Source organism: Kribbella sp. NBC_00359 (assembly GCF_036097425.1).
Classification (GTDB): domain Bacteria; phylum Actinomycetota; class Actinomycetes; order Propionibacteriales; family Kribbellaceae; genus Kribbella.
This window is the reverse complement of sequence record NZ_CP107975.1, coordinates 3500299-3517120: the sequence shown is the minus strand read 5'-3', so window position 1 is coordinate 3517120 and position 16822 is coordinate 3500299. Positions and strand designations below refer to the sequence as shown.

Annotated in this window: 21 protein-coding genes; 9 read left to right on the top strand and 12 right to left on the bottom strand. The window is 69.1% G+C overall.

Going from position 1 to position 16822, the window contains the following annotated elements; genetic code table 11:
* Positions 1-45: 45 nt before the first annotated feature.
* Entirely contained in the window at positions 46-435 is a 390-nt protein-coding gene (locus OG876_RS17220) for a MerR family transcriptional regulator (RefSeq protein WP_328525884.1), read from the top strand.
* Positions 436-652: 217 nt separating this feature from the next.
* Here OG876_RS17220 and OG876_RS17215 read toward each other — a convergent pair whose 3' ends face one another.
* The 3 genes from OG876_RS17215 to OG876_RS17205 all read right to left on the bottom strand — a co-directional run bounded on the left by OG876_RS17215 (position 653) and on the right by OG876_RS17205 (position 2916).
* A complete protein-coding gene (locus OG876_RS17215) occupies positions 653-1747 on the bottom strand; it encodes a lysophospholipid acyltransferase family protein (protein ID WP_328525883.1) in 1095 nt (364 codons plus the stop codon).
* Complete coding sequence (locus OG876_RS17210; RefSeq protein WP_328525882.1) at positions 1740-2747, bottom strand: NAD-dependent epimerase/dehydratase family protein; 1008 nt, start codon at positions 2745-2747, stop codon at positions 1740-1742. Before OG876_RS17210 ends, OG876_RS17215 begins: the two co-directional genes overlap by 8 nt.
* A gap of 67 nt (positions 2748-2814) precedes the next feature.
* Positions 2815-2916 (bottom strand): 30S ribosomal protein bS22, encoded by a 102-nt coding sequence (locus OG876_RS17205; RefSeq protein ID WP_008356322.1) that lies wholly within the window; start codon positions 2914-2916, stop codon positions 2815-2817.
* Between the two features lie 111 nt (positions 2917-3027).
* On the opposite strand from OG876_RS17205, the gene OG876_RS17200 reads away from it, so the two are divergent.
* Positions 3028-3699, top strand: coding sequence for a class I SAM-dependent methyltransferase (locus OG876_RS17200; RefSeq protein WP_328525881.1), 672 nt, complete (start codon positions 3028-3030; stop codon positions 3697-3699).
* 89 nt (positions 3700-3788) lie between these two features.
* On the opposite strand, the gene OG876_RS17195 is transcribed toward OG876_RS17200, so the two are convergent.
* Together OG876_RS17195 and OG876_RS17190 are read right to left on the bottom strand one after the other, a co-directional pair.
* Entirely contained in the window at positions 3789-3971 is a 183-nt protein-coding gene (locus tag OG876_RS17195; protein WP_328525880.1) for a hypothetical protein, read from the bottom strand.
* 106 nt (positions 3972-4077) lie between these two features.
* Complete coding sequence (locus tag OG876_RS17190; protein ID WP_328525879.1) at positions 4078-4920, bottom strand: LLM class flavin-dependent oxidoreductase; 843 nt, start codon at positions 4918-4920, stop codon at positions 4078-4080.
* A gap of 79 nt (positions 4921-4999) precedes the next feature.
* On the opposite strand from OG876_RS17190, the gene OG876_RS17185 reads away from it, so the two are divergent.
* Entirely contained in the window at positions 5000-5650 is a 651-nt protein-coding gene (locus OG876_RS17185; RefSeq protein ID WP_328525878.1) for a TetR/AcrR family transcriptional regulator, read from the top strand.
* Here the strand turns inward: OG876_RS17185 and OG876_RS17180 are convergent.
* Positions 5624-7456, bottom strand: a complete 1833-nt coding sequence (locus tag OG876_RS17180) for an AfsR/SARP family transcriptional regulator (RefSeq protein WP_328525877.1) — start codon at positions 7454-7456, stop codon at positions 5624-5626. The two genes, OG876_RS17185 and OG876_RS17180, sit on opposite strands and share 27 nt — an antisense overlap.
* 39 nt (positions 7457-7495) lie before the next feature.
* On the opposite strand from OG876_RS17180, the gene OG876_RS17175 reads away from it, so the two are divergent.
* Positions 7496-8356 carry an alpha/beta fold hydrolase gene (locus tag OG876_RS17175; protein ID WP_328525876.1) on the top strand — a complete coding sequence of 287 codons (861 nt, stop codon included), beginning with the start codon at positions 7496-7498 and terminating at the stop codon, positions 8354-8356.
* On the opposite strand, the gene OG876_RS17170 is transcribed toward OG876_RS17175, so the two are convergent.
* Positions 8334-9584 (bottom strand): amidohydrolase family protein, encoded by a 1251-nt coding sequence (locus OG876_RS17170; RefSeq protein WP_328525875.1) that lies wholly within the window; start codon positions 9582-9584, stop codon positions 8334-8336. The two genes, OG876_RS17175 and OG876_RS17170, sit on opposite strands and share 23 nt — an antisense overlap.
* A gap of 64 nt (positions 9585-9648) precedes the next feature.
* Between OG876_RS17170 and OG876_RS17165 the strand changes: the two genes are divergently transcribed.
* Complete coding sequence (locus OG876_RS17165) at positions 9649-10143, top strand: MarR family winged helix-turn-helix transcriptional regulator (RefSeq protein WP_328525874.1); 495 nt, start codon at positions 9649-9651, stop codon at positions 10141-10143.
* Between the two features lie 46 nt (positions 10144-10189).
* On the opposite strand, the gene OG876_RS17160 is transcribed toward OG876_RS17165, so the two are convergent.
* The 3 genes from OG876_RS17160 to OG876_RS17150 form a co-directional block, all read right to left on the bottom strand.
* Positions 10190-10405 (bottom strand): helix-turn-helix domain-containing protein, encoded by a 216-nt coding sequence (locus OG876_RS17160; RefSeq protein WP_012923942.1) that lies wholly within the window; start codon positions 10403-10405, stop codon positions 10190-10192.
* A 118-nt stretch (positions 10406-10523) separates the two neighbouring features.
* Positions 10524-11699: an acetoin utilization protein AcuC gene (locus OG876_RS17155; RefSeq protein ID WP_328525873.1), complete on the bottom strand. Its 1176-nt coding sequence runs from the start codon at positions 11697-11699 to the stop codon at positions 10524-10526.
* A gap of 17 nt (positions 11700-11716) precedes the next feature.
* Positions 11717-12028: a hypothetical protein gene (locus OG876_RS17150; protein ID WP_328525872.1), complete on the bottom strand. Its 312-nt coding sequence runs from the start codon at positions 12026-12028 to the stop codon at positions 11717-11719.
* Positions 12029-12110: 82 nt separating this feature from the next.
* On the opposite strand from OG876_RS17150, the gene OG876_RS17145 reads away from it, so the two are divergent.
* From OG876_RS17145 to OG876_RS17130, 4 genes are all read left to right on the top strand, one after another.
* Positions 12111-12695, top strand: a complete 585-nt coding sequence (locus tag OG876_RS17145; RefSeq protein WP_328525871.1) for a TetR/AcrR family transcriptional regulator — start codon at positions 12111-12113, stop codon at positions 12693-12695.
* 192 nt (positions 12696-12887) lie between these two features.
* Positions 12888-13637: a hypothetical protein gene (locus OG876_RS17140; protein ID WP_328525870.1), complete on the top strand. Its 750-nt coding sequence runs from the start codon at positions 12888-12890 to the stop codon at positions 13635-13637.
* A 183-nt stretch (positions 13638-13820) separates the two neighbouring features.
* The gene (gene trpS, locus OG876_RS17135; protein ID WP_328525869.1) at positions 13821-14789 is read left to right on the top strand and encodes a tryptophan--tRNA ligase; all 969 of its coding nucleotides are present in this window, start codon (positions 13821-13823) and stop codon (positions 14787-14789) included.
* The gene (locus OG876_RS17130) at positions 14786-15529 is read left to right on the top strand and encodes an endonuclease/exonuclease/phosphatase family protein (protein WP_328525868.1); all 744 of its coding nucleotides are present in this window, start codon (positions 14786-14788) and stop codon (positions 15527-15529) included. The genes trpS and OG876_RS17130 overlap by 4 nt, the downstream gene beginning before the upstream one ends.
* Here the strand turns inward: OG876_RS17130 and OG876_RS17125 are convergent.
* Positions 15526-16428: a TIGR03560 family F420-dependent LLM class oxidoreductase gene (locus tag OG876_RS17125; RefSeq protein WP_328525867.1), complete on the bottom strand. Its 903-nt coding sequence runs from the start codon at positions 16426-16428 to the stop codon at positions 15526-15528. The two genes, OG876_RS17130 and OG876_RS17125, sit on opposite strands and share 4 nt — an antisense overlap.
* A 4-nt stretch (positions 16429-16432) precedes the next feature.
* Positions 16433-16789 carry a winged helix-turn-helix transcriptional regulator gene (locus OG876_RS17120; RefSeq protein ID WP_328525866.1) on the bottom strand — a complete coding sequence of 119 codons (357 nt, stop codon included), beginning with the start codon at positions 16787-16789 and terminating at the stop codon, positions 16433-16435.
* Positions 16790-16822: the final 33 nt, after the last annotated feature.

Here is a 16822-nt window from a genome sequence, read left to right as displayed (position 1 = left end):
GCCCGGCGCACACCCTGCGCCGGGCTTCTTGTTGCAGTTGACACGGTGAACATCGGAGAATTCGCTCGCCTCGGTGGTGTCTCGACGCGCATGTTGCGGCACTACGACGGCATCGGCGTACTCAAGCCCGCCAACGTCGATCCGTACAGCGGACGACGCTCGTACGACGTGGCGCAGTTGCCCGTGCTCAACCGGCTGGTCGCCCTCAAGGGGCTCGGCTTCAGCCTGGACGAGGTCGGCGTACTGCTCAGCGAAGGCGTGGATCCGGCTGAGCTGCACGGCATGCTGCGCCTGCGGCAGGCCGAGTTCGAACGCCGGGTGCGGCAGGACCGGCACGCCCTCGGCCGGGTGACGGCGCGTCTCCGACTGATCGAACAGGAGACCCAGGTGACCACTCAGATCGAAACCATCGAACTCCAGCTGGAACTCACCTGACCCACCCCAACGCTCCCCACCCCACCCGCGGGGGATATCCGCGCAGGTTCTGCTGGGCGTGGTCGGCGTGCAGCTCGACAGGATGTGTCGGCCCACGGGTGGTGGTCGGGCGGCCCGCTCAGGCGTGGGACCGGCCGGCGGGACCGGACCCGAGCCGACACCTCCTGTCCACCGGCACCAGTTCCATCCTCCCCAGAACGTGTCCGTCGCGGCGCGGTCAGAAGAAGACGCTGCGGCGTTGCATGAGGAGGGTGTAGAGGGTCTGCTGGATGGTTTCGCGGACCTGGTCGGTGACGTTGAAGACGAGCATGGGGTCGTCGGCGGCGCCGTCGGGGAACTCGTCGGTGCGGATCGGCTCGCCGAACTCGATCAGCCACTTCGAGGGGAGCGGGATCAGGCCGAGGGGTCCGAGCAGCGGGAAGAACGGGGTGATCGGGATGTACGGGACGCCGAGCAGGCGGGCCAGGGAGGCGATGTTGCCGACCAGGGGGTAGATCTCCTCGGCGCCGACGATCGAGCAAGGGACGATCGGTACGCCGGTCCGCATCGCGGCGCTGACGAAACCACCCCGGCCGAAGCGCTGCAGCTTGTACCGCTCGGCGAACGGCTTCCCGATCCCCTTGAACCCCTCCGGCCATACCCCGACCAGATCACCCCGCCCGAGCAGCCGCTCGGCGTCGTCGTTGCTCGCCAGCGTCGCCCCGCCCTTGCGGGCGAGCTCACCGACGAACGGCGTCTGGAACACGAGGTCCGCCGCCAGCGTCCGCAACGGCCGATGCGCGTGATCGGCGACGATCAGCTGCGTGACGAGCCCGTCGAGCGGCATCGTGCCCGAGTGGTTCGCGACGATCAGCGCACCGCCGTCAGACGGGATGTTCTCCACCCCGCGCACCTCGACCCGGAACCACTTCTCCGCCAGCGGCCGCAGCACCGGCAGCAGCACTTGATCGGTCAGATCCGGGTCGTACCCGAACTCGTCGACGTCGTAACCCCCGCTCAACCGCCGCCGCAGGAACGCCAGCCACTGCGCGACCCGCCGCTCGCCGTCCTCGCCGAACAGCTCCCGCACCACCCGCTCGAACCCGGCGAAATCCAGACTGGCGGGAGCAGCGGGTACGTCGACCTCCGGGGCCACCACCTCGACCGGCTCCACCGGCGTCTCCACAGCCGGCTTGCCGGCCTTGGCCGTCTTCTTCGAGCGAGCACCGGCTCCGGCCAGCGCACGCGCCGCCGCGGAGGGCGTCGTACGGCGTCCTGATCCACGACCCGGGCGACCGCCCGAACCGATCGGGATCACGTCGGCGTCAGCCACGCAGCGCTCCCAGCCCCGCCGACAGCAACCCCGACGCCCGCGTGACCGCACCCGGCCCGAGCGAGGTCCGGAAGTCGTCGAAGGCCGATGCCGTCGTGTACCCGGGCTCGAACCCGAACTCCGTCCGCATCCGCGTCGTGTCCACGGCCCGTCCATACGTCAGGAAGGTGATCTGGTCCGGCGAGAAATCCGCGAGCCGCGCCCGCCGTACGACGGCCGCCGTGCTGGCCGCAGTGAACGAGGGCAGCCGCAGCGTCGGCCGGCCGAGCCGGCGGATCGCCTGGGACAGCGTGAGTACGCCGTCGCCGGCCAGGTTGAAGGTCCCCGGGAGGTCGGTCACGGTGGCGTGACGGATCGCCTCGACGCCGTCGTCCTCGTGCAGGAACTGCAGGCGGGCGTCGTACCCGAAGACTGTCGGTACGACGGGCATCGCGAAGTACCGGGTGATCGGGGAGTCGGTCTTGGGGCCGATCCAGTTCGCCATCCGGAGCGTGGTGACGCAGACATCGGGGCGGCGCCGGGCGAACCCGCGCACGTATCCCTCGACCTCGACCGCGTCCTTGCTCAGCCCGGTCTGGTGGATCGCCCGGGGCGCCATCTCCTCGGTGAACATGGCCGGATCCCGCGGACCCGCGCCGTACACCGTGGTCGACGACTTCACCACCAGCTTGGCCACGCCGGGCGCCTTCTGGCAGGCGGCGAGCAGTTGCATGGTGCCGATGACGTTGATCTCCTTCATCGACGACCGGCCGCCGGCGCTGCCCGGGGTGGCCACGACGCCTGTGTGGACGACCGTGTCGACGTCCTCGGCGGCGATCACCTTGGCGATCACGGGGTTGCGGATGTCGGCCCGGACGAACCGGACCCGGCCCAGCTCGGCCCGCGGCGGCACCACGTCGATGCCGAGCACGGTGCCGATCGACGGATCGTCGGCCAGCCTGCGCGCGCAGCGAGCGCCGGCGTCCCGGGAGACGCCGGTCACCATCACTACCTGTGCCACGAGAGACCCCCAGCCAGACAGCAACCCCACAAATGGCCGCGCCGACCCCCGGCGCGGCGGGAACTGCTTACTTGCCGAGCTTGCGGCGCTGCACCCGCGTCTTCTTCAGCAGCTTGCGGTGCTTCTTCTTCGCCATCCGCTTACGGCGCTTCTTGATAACAGAACCCACAGTTGGACCATCCAAACTCAAAGAGAACGTCGGCAAAGCTTACCCGCAGGTCACCGCGTGAACCTAAAGCAGGCCGCTCGGTAGGGTGGGGAACGACCTGGGGAGGCGCGCATGACGACCGGTTCGACGGCTCGGTACGACGGCCTGGCCGACTGGTACGACGCCCGCTACGTGGCCGGCGCCGAGCCGCACCAACCCGGCCTGCTCGAGCTCCTCGGGCCTGGATCCGGACCATGCCTGGACATCGGCTGCGGCACCGGCCGCAACTTCGAGACCATCCGCGCGAGCGGCCGCAGTGTGGTCGGCCTGGACTTCTCCGCCGACCAGCTCCGGCTGGCCCGCACCCGCACCGACGGACCACTGATGGTCGCGGACGCCGCCGTACTCCCGTTCGCGGACGCGTCCTTCGACACCGCGATGGTGATGTGGATCTCGACCGATGTCGACGACTTCACCGAGGTCGTCCGCGAGGCGACCCGGGTCCTCCGGCCGGACGGCGTCCTGGTCGTGTACGGCGTCCATCCGTGCTTCAACGGCCCACACGTCCTCTGGAACGAGCACGGCAGCCGGCTGGTCCACCCCTCCTACCGCCAACGTGGTTGGCACGAGGAGTCCCCCCACTGGGGCGACGGCATCCGCCGCCACGTAAGCATGCACCACGTCCCCCTCGCCACGTACCTCAACGCCATCCTCACCCCCGCCCTAACCCTCGAACGCTTCGAAGAACCGGACCGGGCCGGCGTCCCCTACTCCCTGGCAGTCCGCGCCAGGCGGACCAGCTGAGCGAAGCTTGTCGGTGGCGGCTGATGGAATCTTCCGCATGGTGACGGTGCATGAGGTGGCGACGGTCGCCCCGGCGGCCGGCACCAGCCTCATGCGGCCTTGCGGATGGGGACTTGGACGATGGGGTCGGTGAGGATGGCCAGGTGGGGGGTGGCGGTTCGGGCGGTGGCCTGGGTGGTACTCGCGTAGGCGGCCGGGGTGAAGGCGACGGCGGCGAGGCCGAGGCTGACAATGGTGCCGACGGCAACGGTCTTGACGATCTTCGTGCGCATGACGGGCTCCTGGAAGTCTGTGGCCGGGCTTCTTTCCCGGCGATGACTCCATCCTCGACGTCCGCGCTGGAACCGTCCTGCGAGAAACCTGGGAGCTCGCTGGCAGTCAGAGTGCCGCGACCTCCGGCACCGCGGCGGTCAGGATCCGCGCGGATTCCGCTGTCCACGGGCCGGAGCGGATCACGATGGCGTGATCGATTCCCCAGGATGCTTGCTCTCGGCAACGTTCGACGAAACTGCCGACGGTGTCGTCCGGCGTGAGCCGGGTGGACAGCGTCTTCTCGATCTCGTCGTACGGACGACCGCTGTCCTCGCAGTGCTTACGCAGTACGTCTAGTTTGTGGCGGACCGTCGTACCACCATCGGGCAGGTCGAAGAGGTTGCACGCGTCCGCACGCTGAGCCACCATCCGCAACGTCTTCTGCTCCCCCGTGCCACCGATCAGCACCGGCGGGCGGATGGCCGGCCGCGGGCTGCAGATCGGCCCCTCGAGCTGGAAATGCCGACCGACGTACGGCGAACTGTCGCCCGCGAACATGCGGTCCGCGATGTCCAGCAACTCCTCCAGTTGCTCGAACCTCGCCTTGGTCGGCCCGAGCGGGACGCCCATCGCCCGTGCCTCGTCACCCTCCCACCCGATCCCGACCCCGAACCATGCCCGCCCCCGGGTCAACGCATCCAGCGTCGCGATCGCCTTCACCTGGACGGCGGGCGGCCGGAACGGCACCGGCGACACCAGCATCCCGAGCCGCGCCCGGCTGGTGATCGCGGCCAGGAACCCGAGCATGCTGACGGCCTCGAACAGCTCGGCCTGCGGATGACTGGTCGGATCCGCCTGGAAGAGATGGTCCGGCACCCAGATCGTGTCCAGCCCACCCTCGTCTGCGATCGCCGCGATCCGCCGTAGCCCGTCCACACCATCGGTCCAGGCGTGATCCGTCACCGTCATGCTGACCTTCATCCGGCCACTCCAGAATTTTAGGGTCACCCTATGTTTAGGGTCACTCTAAGCGCATTACCCTGACGCTGTGAAGACAGTGGACGACGACGGGCTCCGGGCGCGGAAGAAGCGGGAGACGCGCGAGCGGATCGCGGCGGCCGCGCGGGAGTTGTTCGTGGCGCACGGGTTCGACGAGGTCACCGTGGTCGAGGTCGCGCAGGCCGCGCAGGTGTCCGAGGCCACCGTGTTCAACTACTTCCCGACCAAGGACGACCTGTTCTTCGGGGGCGGACTCGAACAGTTCCAGGCCGCGACCCTGGCCGCGGTCCGGGAGCGCCCGCCCGGCGAGTCGGCGATCGCCGCCTTCCGCCGCTTCACCGTCGCAAACGTCGCTCACACCGCCGACCCGGGCGCGGTCGAGCTCATCACCACCGCGGCCCGCGTGGTCGACGGCAGCCCGTCCCTGCGGGCCCGCGAGCGCGAGATCGTCGCCGCGACCACCGACGCGCTGGCCGCCCTGCTGCAGTCGGACGGCTCGGATCGGCTGGAGGCCTGGGCAATCGCGAACGCCTTGATCGGCGTCCAGCGAGCGATCGTCGCCGAGATCCGCACCGAGATCCTGTCCGGCAGCCGAGGCCCCGAACTCATCACCCGAGTCCAGCAAGGCGCCGACCGCATCCTGGCCCGGCTGGAGTTCGCCTTCGTGGTGCGATCAGAGGTAGGCGGCGACGGGGCCTAACGTCAGCAGGCCCGAGGCGGCTCCGGCTTGTTCTGCTGCAGCCGGAGCCAGCGCGGCCTGAGCACGAGCCAGTGATTGCTGGTGGTCGAGGGCGTTGGCTGCGGTGGCCACCAGTGCCCAGTAGGCCTCCAGCAGTAGCCCGGGCGGAGGATCCGGTACGGCCTCGAGAGCCCTGACTGCTTCTGAAGGACTCGTGAGGAGCAAGGGACGGATCCAGGGCGTGTGGGGTCCGTAGTCCGCGGCCGGCACCGGCTGGTTGTGCCGGAGGGACCAGCAGGCAAGAGCCAGCGGGAGGAGACCTTGCTGAAGGCCAGGCATGCCGGCGCCGTCCAGCAGAGCGGCGGCCTCACGGTAGGAAGCCGGGGTGTCTTCGCGGAGGGCGGCGTACCAGCGGGTGAAGACGGCCACGAGGGGCAGCTCGTGGCGGGCGGCGAGGGCGTCGGCGGCAGTGGCGTGGTGGGTGGCGGTGGAGTGATCGGCTACGGCGCAAGCGGACTGGAGGCGAATGAGGTGACCTAGGACCTCGTACGTCGGGAGGGCGTGGCGTTGGGAGACGGTGATGAGTTCGGCACCGATGGCGTCGCGTTCGAGGGCCAGGCCGGCGCGATGGCAGGTCTGCATGAAGACGGCATTGAGAGCGAAGGCCAGCACTGCGGGGTCGTCCAATCCACGGGCGATCTCTTCGGCTTCAAGGGCCGCGTCACGCGCCCGGGGAACTCGTGAGCCGCGCGACTCGAGCGCAATGGTTGCCAGCAACCGCGCCCGGGCCTTCGGGTGATGCTGCGTCGGCAAGACCCGTTCTGCTGCAGCGACGATGGAGGCGGCATGGGTTTCGTCATCGGAGCGCGTCCAGATCGCCGGTACGTCGTACGCGCCGATCACTCGGGCGGTGAGGTCAGGATCACCTAGCTCCTCGGCTGCGGCCACGGCTCCGAGGCGGTGCTGACGTGCGACCTCCAGCCCACCCGTCACCGCCAGGCTCCGCAGCAATCCCACCGTGGACTCCAACCGCGCGCGAGCACCCACAGTCCGGTCGTACGCCGCAGCCGTCTCGGCCCACACGTGGCCGGCCGACACCGGCGACAGATGCGCGGCCTGGTTGAGGATGTCGGTCTCCAACCGGCTGAGCGTCGTACCGGGATCGACACCGAGCTGATCGACCAGCATCGCCCGGGCACGACGCAGTACGGCGAGAGCGTCGCCCTGCCGGCCACTCCGATACAACGCCAGCGCCAGCAACCGCCAAGCGTCCTCCCGCCACGGATGCTCGGTCACATGGGCATCCAGCTCAGGCACAGCCTCAGCAGCAAGCCCCAACGCCAGCCGAGCCTCCGCAACGCGCTCCACAGCATGCAGCCGCAGCTCGGTCAGCCGGGACCGCTCCCCCTGAGCCCAGTTGTCCTCAGCAAACTCGGCGTACGCCGGCCCACGCCACAACCCCAGAGCCGTCACCAACTCCGGCAGCGCCGACGACCCTCGCACCACGTCCTCAAACCGCCACGCATCAACCGCCTCGGTCCGCAACGCATACCCAGGACCTTCAGTCACCAGCAGCCGTGCCTGCGTACGCGGCGCCCGATCCGGCTCCAGCGCCCGCCGCAACGCCGCCACAAACGTCCGCACCGCGCTCAACGCCCCATCCGGCGGATCGGCCCACAGCTCATCCACCAGCAGAGTCGCCGGTACGACGCGACCCCGCGCCACGATCAACCGCGCCAGTACCGCCTTGTGCCGCGGCCCCTTCAACGCCACCGGCCGCCCGGCATCATCCCAGGCCACCACCGGCCCGAGCACCCCGAACTCCACCCGGCCACCGTAGCGCTCATCGGATGCTCATCCGGATCCGTGAAGCTCGTGGACGTGAAGATCAAGGGCTTTGACTATCGCCGGCTGGGGAAGTTGAACGTTTCGGTCGGTGGCTCCGGTACGCCGATCGTCCTGCTGCACGGCTTCCCACAGACTCACCTCATGTGGCGGCACGTGGCCGCCGACCTGATCGCCGACCACACCGTGATCTGTCCGGACCTTCGCGGGTACGGCGAGAGCGACAAACCCACCGACGACTACTCCAAACGGACCATGGCCGCGGACGTAGTCGGAGTGGTGCGCGAACTCGGGTTCTCGACGTTTGCTCTGGTCGGACATGACCGGGGCGCTCTGGTGGCATTTCGGACTGGGCTTGATCACCCTGAGGCTGTCAGTCACCTGATGTGCCTGGACGTTCTCCCGACCCTCGACATGTGGGACGTCATGCACGGCACGAGCGCCGCCGTCGGCTTCCATCTCTACCTGATGGCCCAGCCACCCGGCCTACCGGAGGAGCTGATCGCCGCCGCACCGGACGCCTTCTTCGGATACTTCCTGGACCTCTGGACCAAGGACCCGGATTCGATCCCCGCCGACGTCCGGACGGCGTACCTGGACGCCTGCCGGGACGCGGTCCCGTCGATCGTCGCGGACTACCGCGCCTCGGCCACGATCGACGTCACCCACGACCAGGAAGACCTTGCCAGCGGCAACAAACTGCGGATGCCCGTGACCGTGATCCAGCAGGACTGGGGCGCCGCGCTCGGCTTCGACGCCCTGGCCCGCTGGCAGGCGTGGGCTCCCGACCTCCACCACCAGACCACGACCTCCGGCCACTTCATGGCCGAGGAATCCCCGGCCGAGATCACCAGCGCGATCAGGAAGCTGCTCGAGCGGTGAGGTAAGCGGCCGACTCAGTGAGGGCGTCGAGCGCGGCAGGCAGCGAGGTGCTGACCACCTGACCGACGCGCTTGACCGGCGTACCGCCGACCAGGACGGTCTCCACGTTGCCCGGATGTCCGGAGGTGACCACGGTGGCGACCGGATCCTGCCAACCGCCGGCCAGGTTCAGATCCGTACCGCGGAGAACGATCAGGTCAGCCTGGTTGCCGACGGCAAGCGATCCGACGTCGGTGAACCCGAGCGCGCGGGCGCCTCCGACGGTCGCCAACTGGAGCACCTCGGCCGCGGTGAAGGAGCGGTGGCCCAGGGCCAGGACCTGCTGCATGACGCTGAACATGTCGCCGGCACCACTCGTCACCGTGTCGATCCCGAGGCCGACCCCGACGCCCGCAGCCTTCAGCCGGGCGGTGATGGGGCCGCCCATCTCCAGCCGAGACTCGACCGCAGGCGTCGCCGAGACGGACGCACCGGACTCCGCGATCAGCTTGAGTTCGGCCTCGGACAGGTTGTTGCAGTGCACGTACAACGTGTCCGGCCGCAACAGCCCCGCATCCCGGAGCCCGGCGATCGGTGCCGGCGTGACCTCACTGCTGTCGATGTGCGTCACGACAGGCATGCCGAGTTCCGCGGCCAGCGCCCAGTCGGCCTCGACGATCTCGAACGGCGCGTAGGCGGGGCCGATGGACGCGACCGCGACGCCGATACGGCCGGACACCCGGCCCAGGATGCGGCGCAGGCCGTCCGGATCGACCGCACCACCGGCCAGCGGCGACGGCCCGAATCCGAAGACCGCCCGGATGCCGCTGCGATCCAGAGCGTCGACGGCGGCTTCGGCGAACTCCGCCGAGCCCTGCACGTGGGAGTAGTCCTGCACCGTGGTGATGCCGCCGTCCAGGCACTCCAACGCACCCACAAGGTTGCTCGCAGCAACATCTTCCGCCCGGTAGCGGGTGCCGTGGGCCTGCATCACCCGGTCGAAGTAGTACCCAAGATCACCATCGGCCCCGATCCCGCGCAGCGCGGTCTGCCAGACGTGCCGATGGGTGTCGACGAACCCAGGCAGCACGATCCGCCCCCGCGCGTCGATCACCTCCGCATCGTCCGCAACCAGACCAGGTCCCACCGCCGCGATCCGGCCGTCCTCGATCAGCACGTCGGTCTCCGGCCGGACCACCACCGTCGGCGCGGTGTCGATCACCAGGCCACCTCGCACCAGCATGCGCATGAGAAATCCCCTCAACAGAAAGCTTTATAGAAAGCTATCACCAAAGCCAGATAGGCTGTCAACCATGACCACGAGCGATCGGGTGGACGGGATCCTCGCGGCCTGGCAGGACGAACTGCCGGACGCGCTGCACCCGACCAGCGAGCTGACCAAGCGCCTGATGGTGCTGGCAGACGCCCTGGACCAGGCCACTCGGCCGGTGCTGCGGGAGCTCGGTCTGACCGCGGCCGAGTACGACGTGATCGTCGCGCTGCGCCGCTCGGGAGCGCCGTACCGGCAGAAGCCGTCGGACCTGAGCCGCAGTCTGCTGCTGTCCTCGGGCGGCACGAGCAATGTCGTCAACCAGTTGGTACGGCGTGGATTCGTGGCCCGCGAGCCCGACCCGGACGACGGGCGCGGCACCCAGATCCGGCTCACCGCCGAGGGCGTGACGCTCGCCGAGGAAGCCGTGATCGCGAGCGCCGCCGCGCAGCACAAGCTGTGGGACGGCCTGCCCGGCGAAACCGTCCAGCGCGCCACCGCCGCACTGCGGGCGCTCTCGGGACTGCCGGAGACATGACGAAGCGGCCGGTCCCGAGGGATCCGGCCGCTTCGGCTTCTCGTGGTTATCCGGCCTGGAAGAAGGCGCCCTTGAGGTAGTCGTGCACGGCGTCCTCCGACACCCGGAACGAACGACCCACCCGCACCGCGGGCAGCTCACCGGAGTGCACCAGGCGGTACACCGTCATCTTGGACACGCGCATGGCCGTGGCGACCTCCGCCACGGTCAGGAACTTCACCTCGGCGAGCGGCTGCTCACCACCGGACTTCTTTGATGCCATTGCGCACCGCACTTCCAGCACGGATCGTGCGCCGGCTTCCCCTCCGGCACCTCCGTCCGTGCATGCAACGAGCGTAGTGGCTGTTGGTACGAATGGGAAAGAGGGGGACTCGTGTGACTCAATAGGAGGGATCGAGACCCAAGAGCGGGAAGCTGGTGTCACGGGTCGCCTTGATCGCGCGGTCCAGCCAGGTGTCGGGGTTGTAGCCGCTCGACCAGTCCACGTACGACGCGTCCCGGCCGTCCGTCATCCGCAGCGGCGCGACCCGCGCGAAGCGGAGTTGGACCTCCTCGCGCCACGACTCCGGCACCGGCGTCAGCGGGTCGATCGGGTTGCCCGCGACGATTGCGAGCAGGTGAGTCCAGGCCCGCGGTACGACGTCGACGATCGCGTACCCACCGCCGCCGGTGGCGACCCACTTCCCGCCGGCCACCTCGTGCGCGAGGTCGTGCAGGGCCAAGTACGCCGCTCGCTGCCCGTCGATCGTTTTCGTCAGGTGGGCCAGGGGATCCTCGACATGCGAGTCGCAGCCGTGCTGCGTCACCAGGACCGACGGCCGGAACGCCTTCACCACATCCGGCACGATCGCGTGGAACGCCCGCAACCAGCCGGCGTCGCCGGTCCCGGGCGGCAGTGCCACGTTGACCGACGTACCCTCGGCGTCCGGCCCGCCCGTCTCCCCCGCGCTGCCGGTGCCGGGGAAGAGCGTGGTCGGCGACTCGTGCAGGCTGACCGTCAGTACGCGCGGATCGTTGTAGAACGCCGCCTGTACGCCGTCACCGTGGTGCACGTCGACGTCGACGTACGCGATCCGCTCGGCGCCGTGGTCGAGCAGCCACTGGATCGCGATGGCCGGATCGTTGTAGACGCAGAAACCGCTGGCCCGGTCCGGCATCGCGTGGTGCAGGCCGCCGGCGATGTTGGCGGCGTGCAGGACATCGCCCTCCCAGACCGCGCGGGCGGCCTCGACGCTCGCGCCGACGATGTGCGCGGAGACCTCGTGCATCCGCGGGAAACAGTACGTGTCGTGAGTGCCGAGCCCGTGCACCTCATCGGAGCCGTCGGGGTTCTCGCCGGCCCGCTTGACCGCGGCGATGTACTCGGCGGTGTGCACGGTCTCGAGCAGTGCGTCGTCGGCCGTCGGCGCCGGCACGACCTTGAGCTCGTCGAGCACACCGAGCGCGCTCGCCAGCCGGATCGTCAACTGCACGCGGATCGGACTCATCGGATGCCCGCGGCCGAAGTCGTACTCGGTCAGTCCGTCGTCGAAGACCAGCATCGCCTCACCGCTCATGTCTCCGACCTTAACCGTCAGACGTGAGGAAGTGGTTTGCCGAACCTGGCGCTCAATCGGTAAGCGCCGCGCTGAGCATGGAAGACGGTCATCGCCAGGATGCCGACAGCGGCCGCGATCAGGGCAGCCCACGGATGCGCGCCGACGTGCGCCAAGGCAGTCAGCGCGCCGGCGATCGCGAACGCCCCCAGGCCGCCGACGGCGTTCCTGGTCGGCGAGTTGCCGGTCAGGTTCGGGTACTCGCGGGCGCTGATGCCCTGGACGAAGTGCGGGATGCCGTTCGTGCCCATCAAGCCGGCCAGGAACGTCAGCACGATCGCTTGAATCATGTCTCCTCATTTCAGTCTACGTGTGTTGACTGAAACCATAGAGCCGTACGTCTTTTGAGTCAACATGCGTAGACTGAAGTTCATGAGCACGAGGGTGGAGCAGCGGCGGCGGACGGAGGCGCGGATCCTGACGGCGGCGCGGCAGCTGTTCGGTGAGCACGGTTACGACCGGACGACGATCCGGGCCGTCGCGACCGCGGCCGGCAGCGATCCCGGCCTGGTGATGCGGTACTTCGGATCCAAGGAGCGACTGTTCGCCCAGGCGGCCGCGATGCCCGCGGACGGGCCGATCGTGGGATCGCCGGCAGAGATCGCCGCCCAATTGACCACCGCACTGTCGGAGAAGCTCGCGGAGGAGCCGGCTGCGGCACTTGCCGCGCTCCGGGCGATGTTCAGTCATCCCGAGGCGGCCGACGAGGTGCGATCCGCGATGACCGGGCAGCAGCGTCAGGTGGCAGCGCAGTTGCCCGGGGAGGACGCCGTACTGCGTTCCGGCGTGATCGGCGCGTTGACACTCGGGCTCGTGATCGGGCGGCACCTGGTCCGATTGGACGGTCTGGATGCGCCACCGGAAGACGTGATGGCGGTGGCCGAGCCCCTCATCAGCGCCTTGACGAAGGACACGAGCCGGCGCGACACCCCTCCAGAGCCGCGCCGACCCGTGTGACAACTGGTCCGACAGGTGCTTCATCGCTCAAGGACTGCAAGGCGTTACAGGATTTGCAGCTAACTGCAAACCGGGGAGCGATTCGGTTGCGGAGGGTGACATAAGCTGGTCTAGTCCTGTACTCTGCGCGGCGTCCGGCCGCCGCCAACCGGAGTTGCGCCGATCGGTGGTCAGGCCGCACAGTTCCTTCCCGTGAGGAAGCGCTTGAGCTCGATCAGACCCAATCGGCGGCAGGTCTTCACGGCGGGAGCGGCCGTCGCCGCGTCGACCGTGGCCGCCTCGACCGTGCCGGCGACGGCCGCGACGCCCGGCGGCCTGTACGGCTCCGGCACGCTCGGCTCCTGGGCGAACGGGACCCGGGCCATCGCGACCGAGACGCAGATCAGGCGCGTGGTCGAGACCAACGGCGTGTACATGTTCGGGGACAGCATCTCGGTCCAGGACGGCAAGTCGCTGGCGATCCGGCTGCTGAACCGCGACGGCAGCCAGATGGCGGTGAACAACTGGTCCAGCCGGCCCACCTCAGGCGCGGTCGACGCGCTGCAGCAGTGGGCGTCGGCGTACGGCCTGCCGCGGCGGATCCTGATGGCGAGCGGGTCGAACGACATCTTCGACCCGCCGAAGTTCGCGGCACAGGTCGACCGGGCGATCAGCATCGTCGGCCAGAACCGGACGCTGTTCTGGGTCGACCTCCAGGTCGTCCGCACGGCCCAGACCGCGGCGGTGCAGCTTGCCGACCAGCGCAACAGCTCCTGGCTCAACATGCAGCTGTACGACGCGCAGAAGAAGTACCCGAACCTGCGCATCATCCGCTGGGCCGAGTGGCTCTGGGTCAAGCCGTACCGCCTGGCCAACTACCTCCGCGACGGCGTCCACCCCTCGGTGCCGCTCGGTCAGGACGCCCGCAACGAGCTGATCGTCCAGTCGCTGACGCAGCGTTGAATTCCTTCCCCACCGCCCCGGTCGATGAGCTACTCTGATGCCGTGAACACGAACTTGCAGCTGTGGTGGGCCGCCTAGGGCGGTCCCCCGGCGTGTTCGCACGCATCCAAGAGGCCGCCTCGCCGAGGCGGCCTTTTTGATGCCCTCGGTGGGGCTCTCACACTCACCGAAAGGGCAAACATCATGACTTCGCTGTCCGGTATCACCCCGTCCGGCCGTCTGACGCTGGGCAACCACCTCGGCGCGCTCCGCCGGTTCACCGACCCCGACGGGTTCTACTTCGTCGCCAACCTGCACGCGATGACGACCAAGCACGACCCCCGAAGACTCGCCGCGCTCACCCGGGAGTTCGCGACGCTGATGCTCGCGGCCGGCGTTCCCGAAGGGACCGTGTTCATCCAGTCCGACGTCCCCGCGCACGCGCAGCTCGCGTATCTGCTCGAGTGCACGTCGTACGTCGGCGAACTGTCGCGGATGATCCAGTACAAGGAGAAGGGCAACGGGCGCCCGATGACGCGGGCCTCGCTGTTCACCTATCCGTGCCTGATGGCCGCGGACATCCTGCTGTACGGCGCCAAGCAGGTCCCGGTCGGCGGTGACCAGGATCAGCACGTCGAGCTGGCCCGGGACATCGCGATCCGGTTCAACCGCGAGTACGGCGAGACGTTCGTCGTACCGCAGTTGGCGAAGGCCGCGCTGGCGACGCGGGTCAAGGACCTGGCCAGTCCGACGACCAAGATGAGCAAGTCCGCTGCCGACGACGCGATCGGCGTGATCCGGCTGCTCGACCCGCCGGACGTGATCCGCCGGCAGGTCATGCGGGCGGTGACCGACTCCGACAACGAGGTCCGCCACGACGAGGCGAACAAACCCGGCGTCACGAACCTGCTCGAGGTCCTGGCGGCGTGTACGGACGGCGATCCGGTCACGCTGGCGGCGTCGTACTCGTCGTACGGATCGCTCAAGCAGGACGTCGCGGACGCCGTGCTGGCCGTGATCGAGCCGCTGCAGAAGGAGTACGCGCGGCTGACGAGCGATCCCGGTGCGATCGACCAGCTGCTCGCGCAGGGCCGGGATCGGGCGATCGACGCGAGCACGCCCCGACTCCGAGCGGCGACGCGGGCGATGGGTTTGGCAGGATCGGCACCATGAAGATTCGCGCCGCCACGTTCAACATCCGCAACTCCTCCGCACCCGACGGCGACAACGCCTGGCCGGTCCGGCGGAACGCGACAGTGGCGGCGATCGAGCACCTGGACGCGGACGTGGTCGGGCTGCAGGAAGTGCTGCCCGACCAGCTCGACTACCTGCGCTGGCGATTCCCGAAGTACGAGATCGTCGGCGTCGGCCGGGACGACGGGATGAGCGCCGGCGAGCATTCCGTCGTCATGGTCCGGCCCGGCGACTGGCGCGTCGAGAAGCACGAGACCCGGTGGCTGTCTGACGATCCCGGCACGCCGGGCTCGGTCGGCTGGGACGCGGACCTGACCCGGATCGCGACGCTGGTCTGGCTGCGGCACCGCAACGGTACGACGATCGGCGTCGCGAACACGCACTACGACCACGCCGGCGAGATGGCCCAGCTGCAGTCGTCGCGACTGATCGCGCGCTGGACCGCCGGCGAGCTGCCGTGGATCGTGATGGGCGATCTGAACGCGACGCCGGACTCCCCGCCGCTGAAGACGCTGATCGAGTCCGGCCTGCGCCTCGCCGTACCGATCGAGGCCGGTGGGAGCTGGAACGACTTCACCGGCGCGGAGGACGACGACCGGATCGATCACATCCTGGTCAGCGCGGGGTGGACCGTGGTCGAGGCAGCCGTCTCCCACTACCGCCCGGACGGACGGCTGCCCAGCGACCACTGGCCGGTCCTGGCCACGCTGTCCCTTTAGATCTTGGCGAAAACCTCTTCGCGCAGGCGCTCCAGCGCGTCGAACCGCCGGTTACCGGAGCCGAGGAAGGCGTCCGGCACGAGCAGCTCGTCGATCCCCGCCGCCGGGTACTGCGCGACCTTGTCGAGCACCTCCTGCGCCGACCCCATGATCACGTGCCCGCCACGGCTCTCGAGCCGTTCCTTCCGCTCGGCCGCCTCGGTGTCACCCGGTACGACGACCTCCAGCATCGTCTGCGCGGACCGGCGGACCGACTTCGGGTCGCGGCCGAGGCGCTCGCAGTGCGCGGCGAACACCTCGCCCTTGTGGGCGGCCAGCGCCGCGTCACCCCAGTGGTTCCACTCGTCGGCGTACTTCGCAACGATGCCGAGGGCAACCTTCTCGCCGGCGGCGCCGATCAGGATCGGCAGGTGGGCCGGCTTCGGCTCCAAGGGGGCGCCCGTCAGCTGGTAGTAGGACCCGTCAAAGGTCGTCCGCTCCTCGGTGAGCAGGCCCTTGATCACCTGGCAGGCCTCTTCGAACCGGGCCAGCCGTTCACGCACCGGCGGCAGCTCGATGCCGTAGACCTCGTGCTCGTTCACCTGCCAGCCGGCCCCGATCCCGAGGACGAACCGGCCGTTGCTCATCTGATCGATCGTCGCCGCCGTGTTCGCGACGACGGCGGGATGCCGGTAGGTGTTGCCGAGCACCATCGAGCCGACCCGGACCCGCTCGGTCCGGGCGACGATCCCGGCCAGCAGGGCGAAGGCTTCGTTGACGGGAACGGACAGGTCGTCGCCGTTCTGCATGAAGTGATCTGCTATCCAGACCCCGTGCCAGCCGGTGCGTTCGGCGTACTCGGCTCCGTCGAGCACGTCCGACCAGGTCCTGGATGCCGCGGGCCACAAAGAGAAGTCCATGCCGTCATCCTCCCTCCTGCGCCGCGAGCACCGCCTCCCCGTTCTCCTCCGCCCACATCGTGAGCATCCGGATCGGCGCCATCAGGGTCCGGCCGAGGCCGGTCAGCTCGTACTCGACGCGGGGCGGCACACCGCCGAAGTTCTGCCGGTCGACCAGGCCGTTCGCCTGCAGCCGGCGCAGGGTCTGGGTGAGCACCTTCTTCGAGATGCCGCCGATCAGCGTGATCAGCTCCGAGTGCCGCCGCGGTCCTTCATTGAGGCCCCACAGCACGACCACGGCCCACTTGTCCGCGATCACCTCGACCGCGAGCCGGGCCGGGCAGTCGGCGAGGAAGACGTTGCCGGGATCCAATCCATCCACGACCGTCCAGGGTACTCAGAGGTTCCCACGGCG

Bases quoted from the DNA above. Each gene is read 5' to 3' on its own strand.
- OG876_RS17200 (WP_328525881.1), top strand. From the start codon at position 3,028: ATGACGACCGGTTCGACGGCTCGGTACGACGGCCTGGCCGACTGGTAC.
- OG876_RS17195 (WP_328525880.1), bottom strand. From the start codon at position 3,971: ATGCGCACGAAGATCGTCAAGACCGTTGCCGTCGGCACCATTGTCAGC.
- OG876_RS17190 (WP_328525879.1), bottom strand. From the start codon at position 4,920: ATGACGGTGACGGATCACGCCTGGACCGATGGTGTGGACGGGCTACGG.
- OG876_RS17170 (WP_328525875.1), bottom strand. From the start codon at position 9,584: ATGCGCATGCTGGTGCGAGGTGGCCTGGTGATCGACACCGCGCCGACG.
- OG876_RS17165 (WP_328525874.1), top strand. From the start codon at position 9,649: ATGACCACGAGCGATCGGGTGGACGGGATCCTCGCGGCCTGGCAGGAC.
- OG876_RS17160 (WP_012923942.1), bottom strand. From the start codon at position 10,405: ATGGCATCAAAGAAGTCCGGTGGTGAGCAGCCGCTCGCCGAGGTGAAG.
- OG876_RS17155 (WP_328525873.1), bottom strand. From the start codon at position 11,699: ATGAGCGGTGAGGCGATGCTGGTCTTCGACGACGGACTGACCGAGTAC.
- OG876_RS17150 (WP_328525872.1), bottom strand. From the start codon at position 12,028: ATGATTCAAGCGATCGTGCTGACGTTCCTGGCCGGCTTGATGGGCACG.
- OG876_RS17145 (WP_328525871.1), top strand. From the start codon at position 12,111: ATGAGCACGAGGGTGGAGCAGCGGCGGCGGACGGAGGCGCGGATCCTG.
- trpS (WP_328525869.1), top strand. From the start codon at position 13,821: ATGACTTCGCTGTCCGGTATCACCCCGTCCGGCCGTCTGACGCTGGGC.
- OG876_RS17130 (WP_328525868.1), top strand. From the start codon at position 14,786: ATGAAGATTCGCGCCGCCACGTTCAACATCCGCAACTCCTCCGCACCC.
- OG876_RS17125 (WP_328525867.1), bottom strand. From the start codon at position 16,428: ATGGACTTCTCTTTGTGGCCCGCGGCATCCAGGACCTGGTCGGACGTG.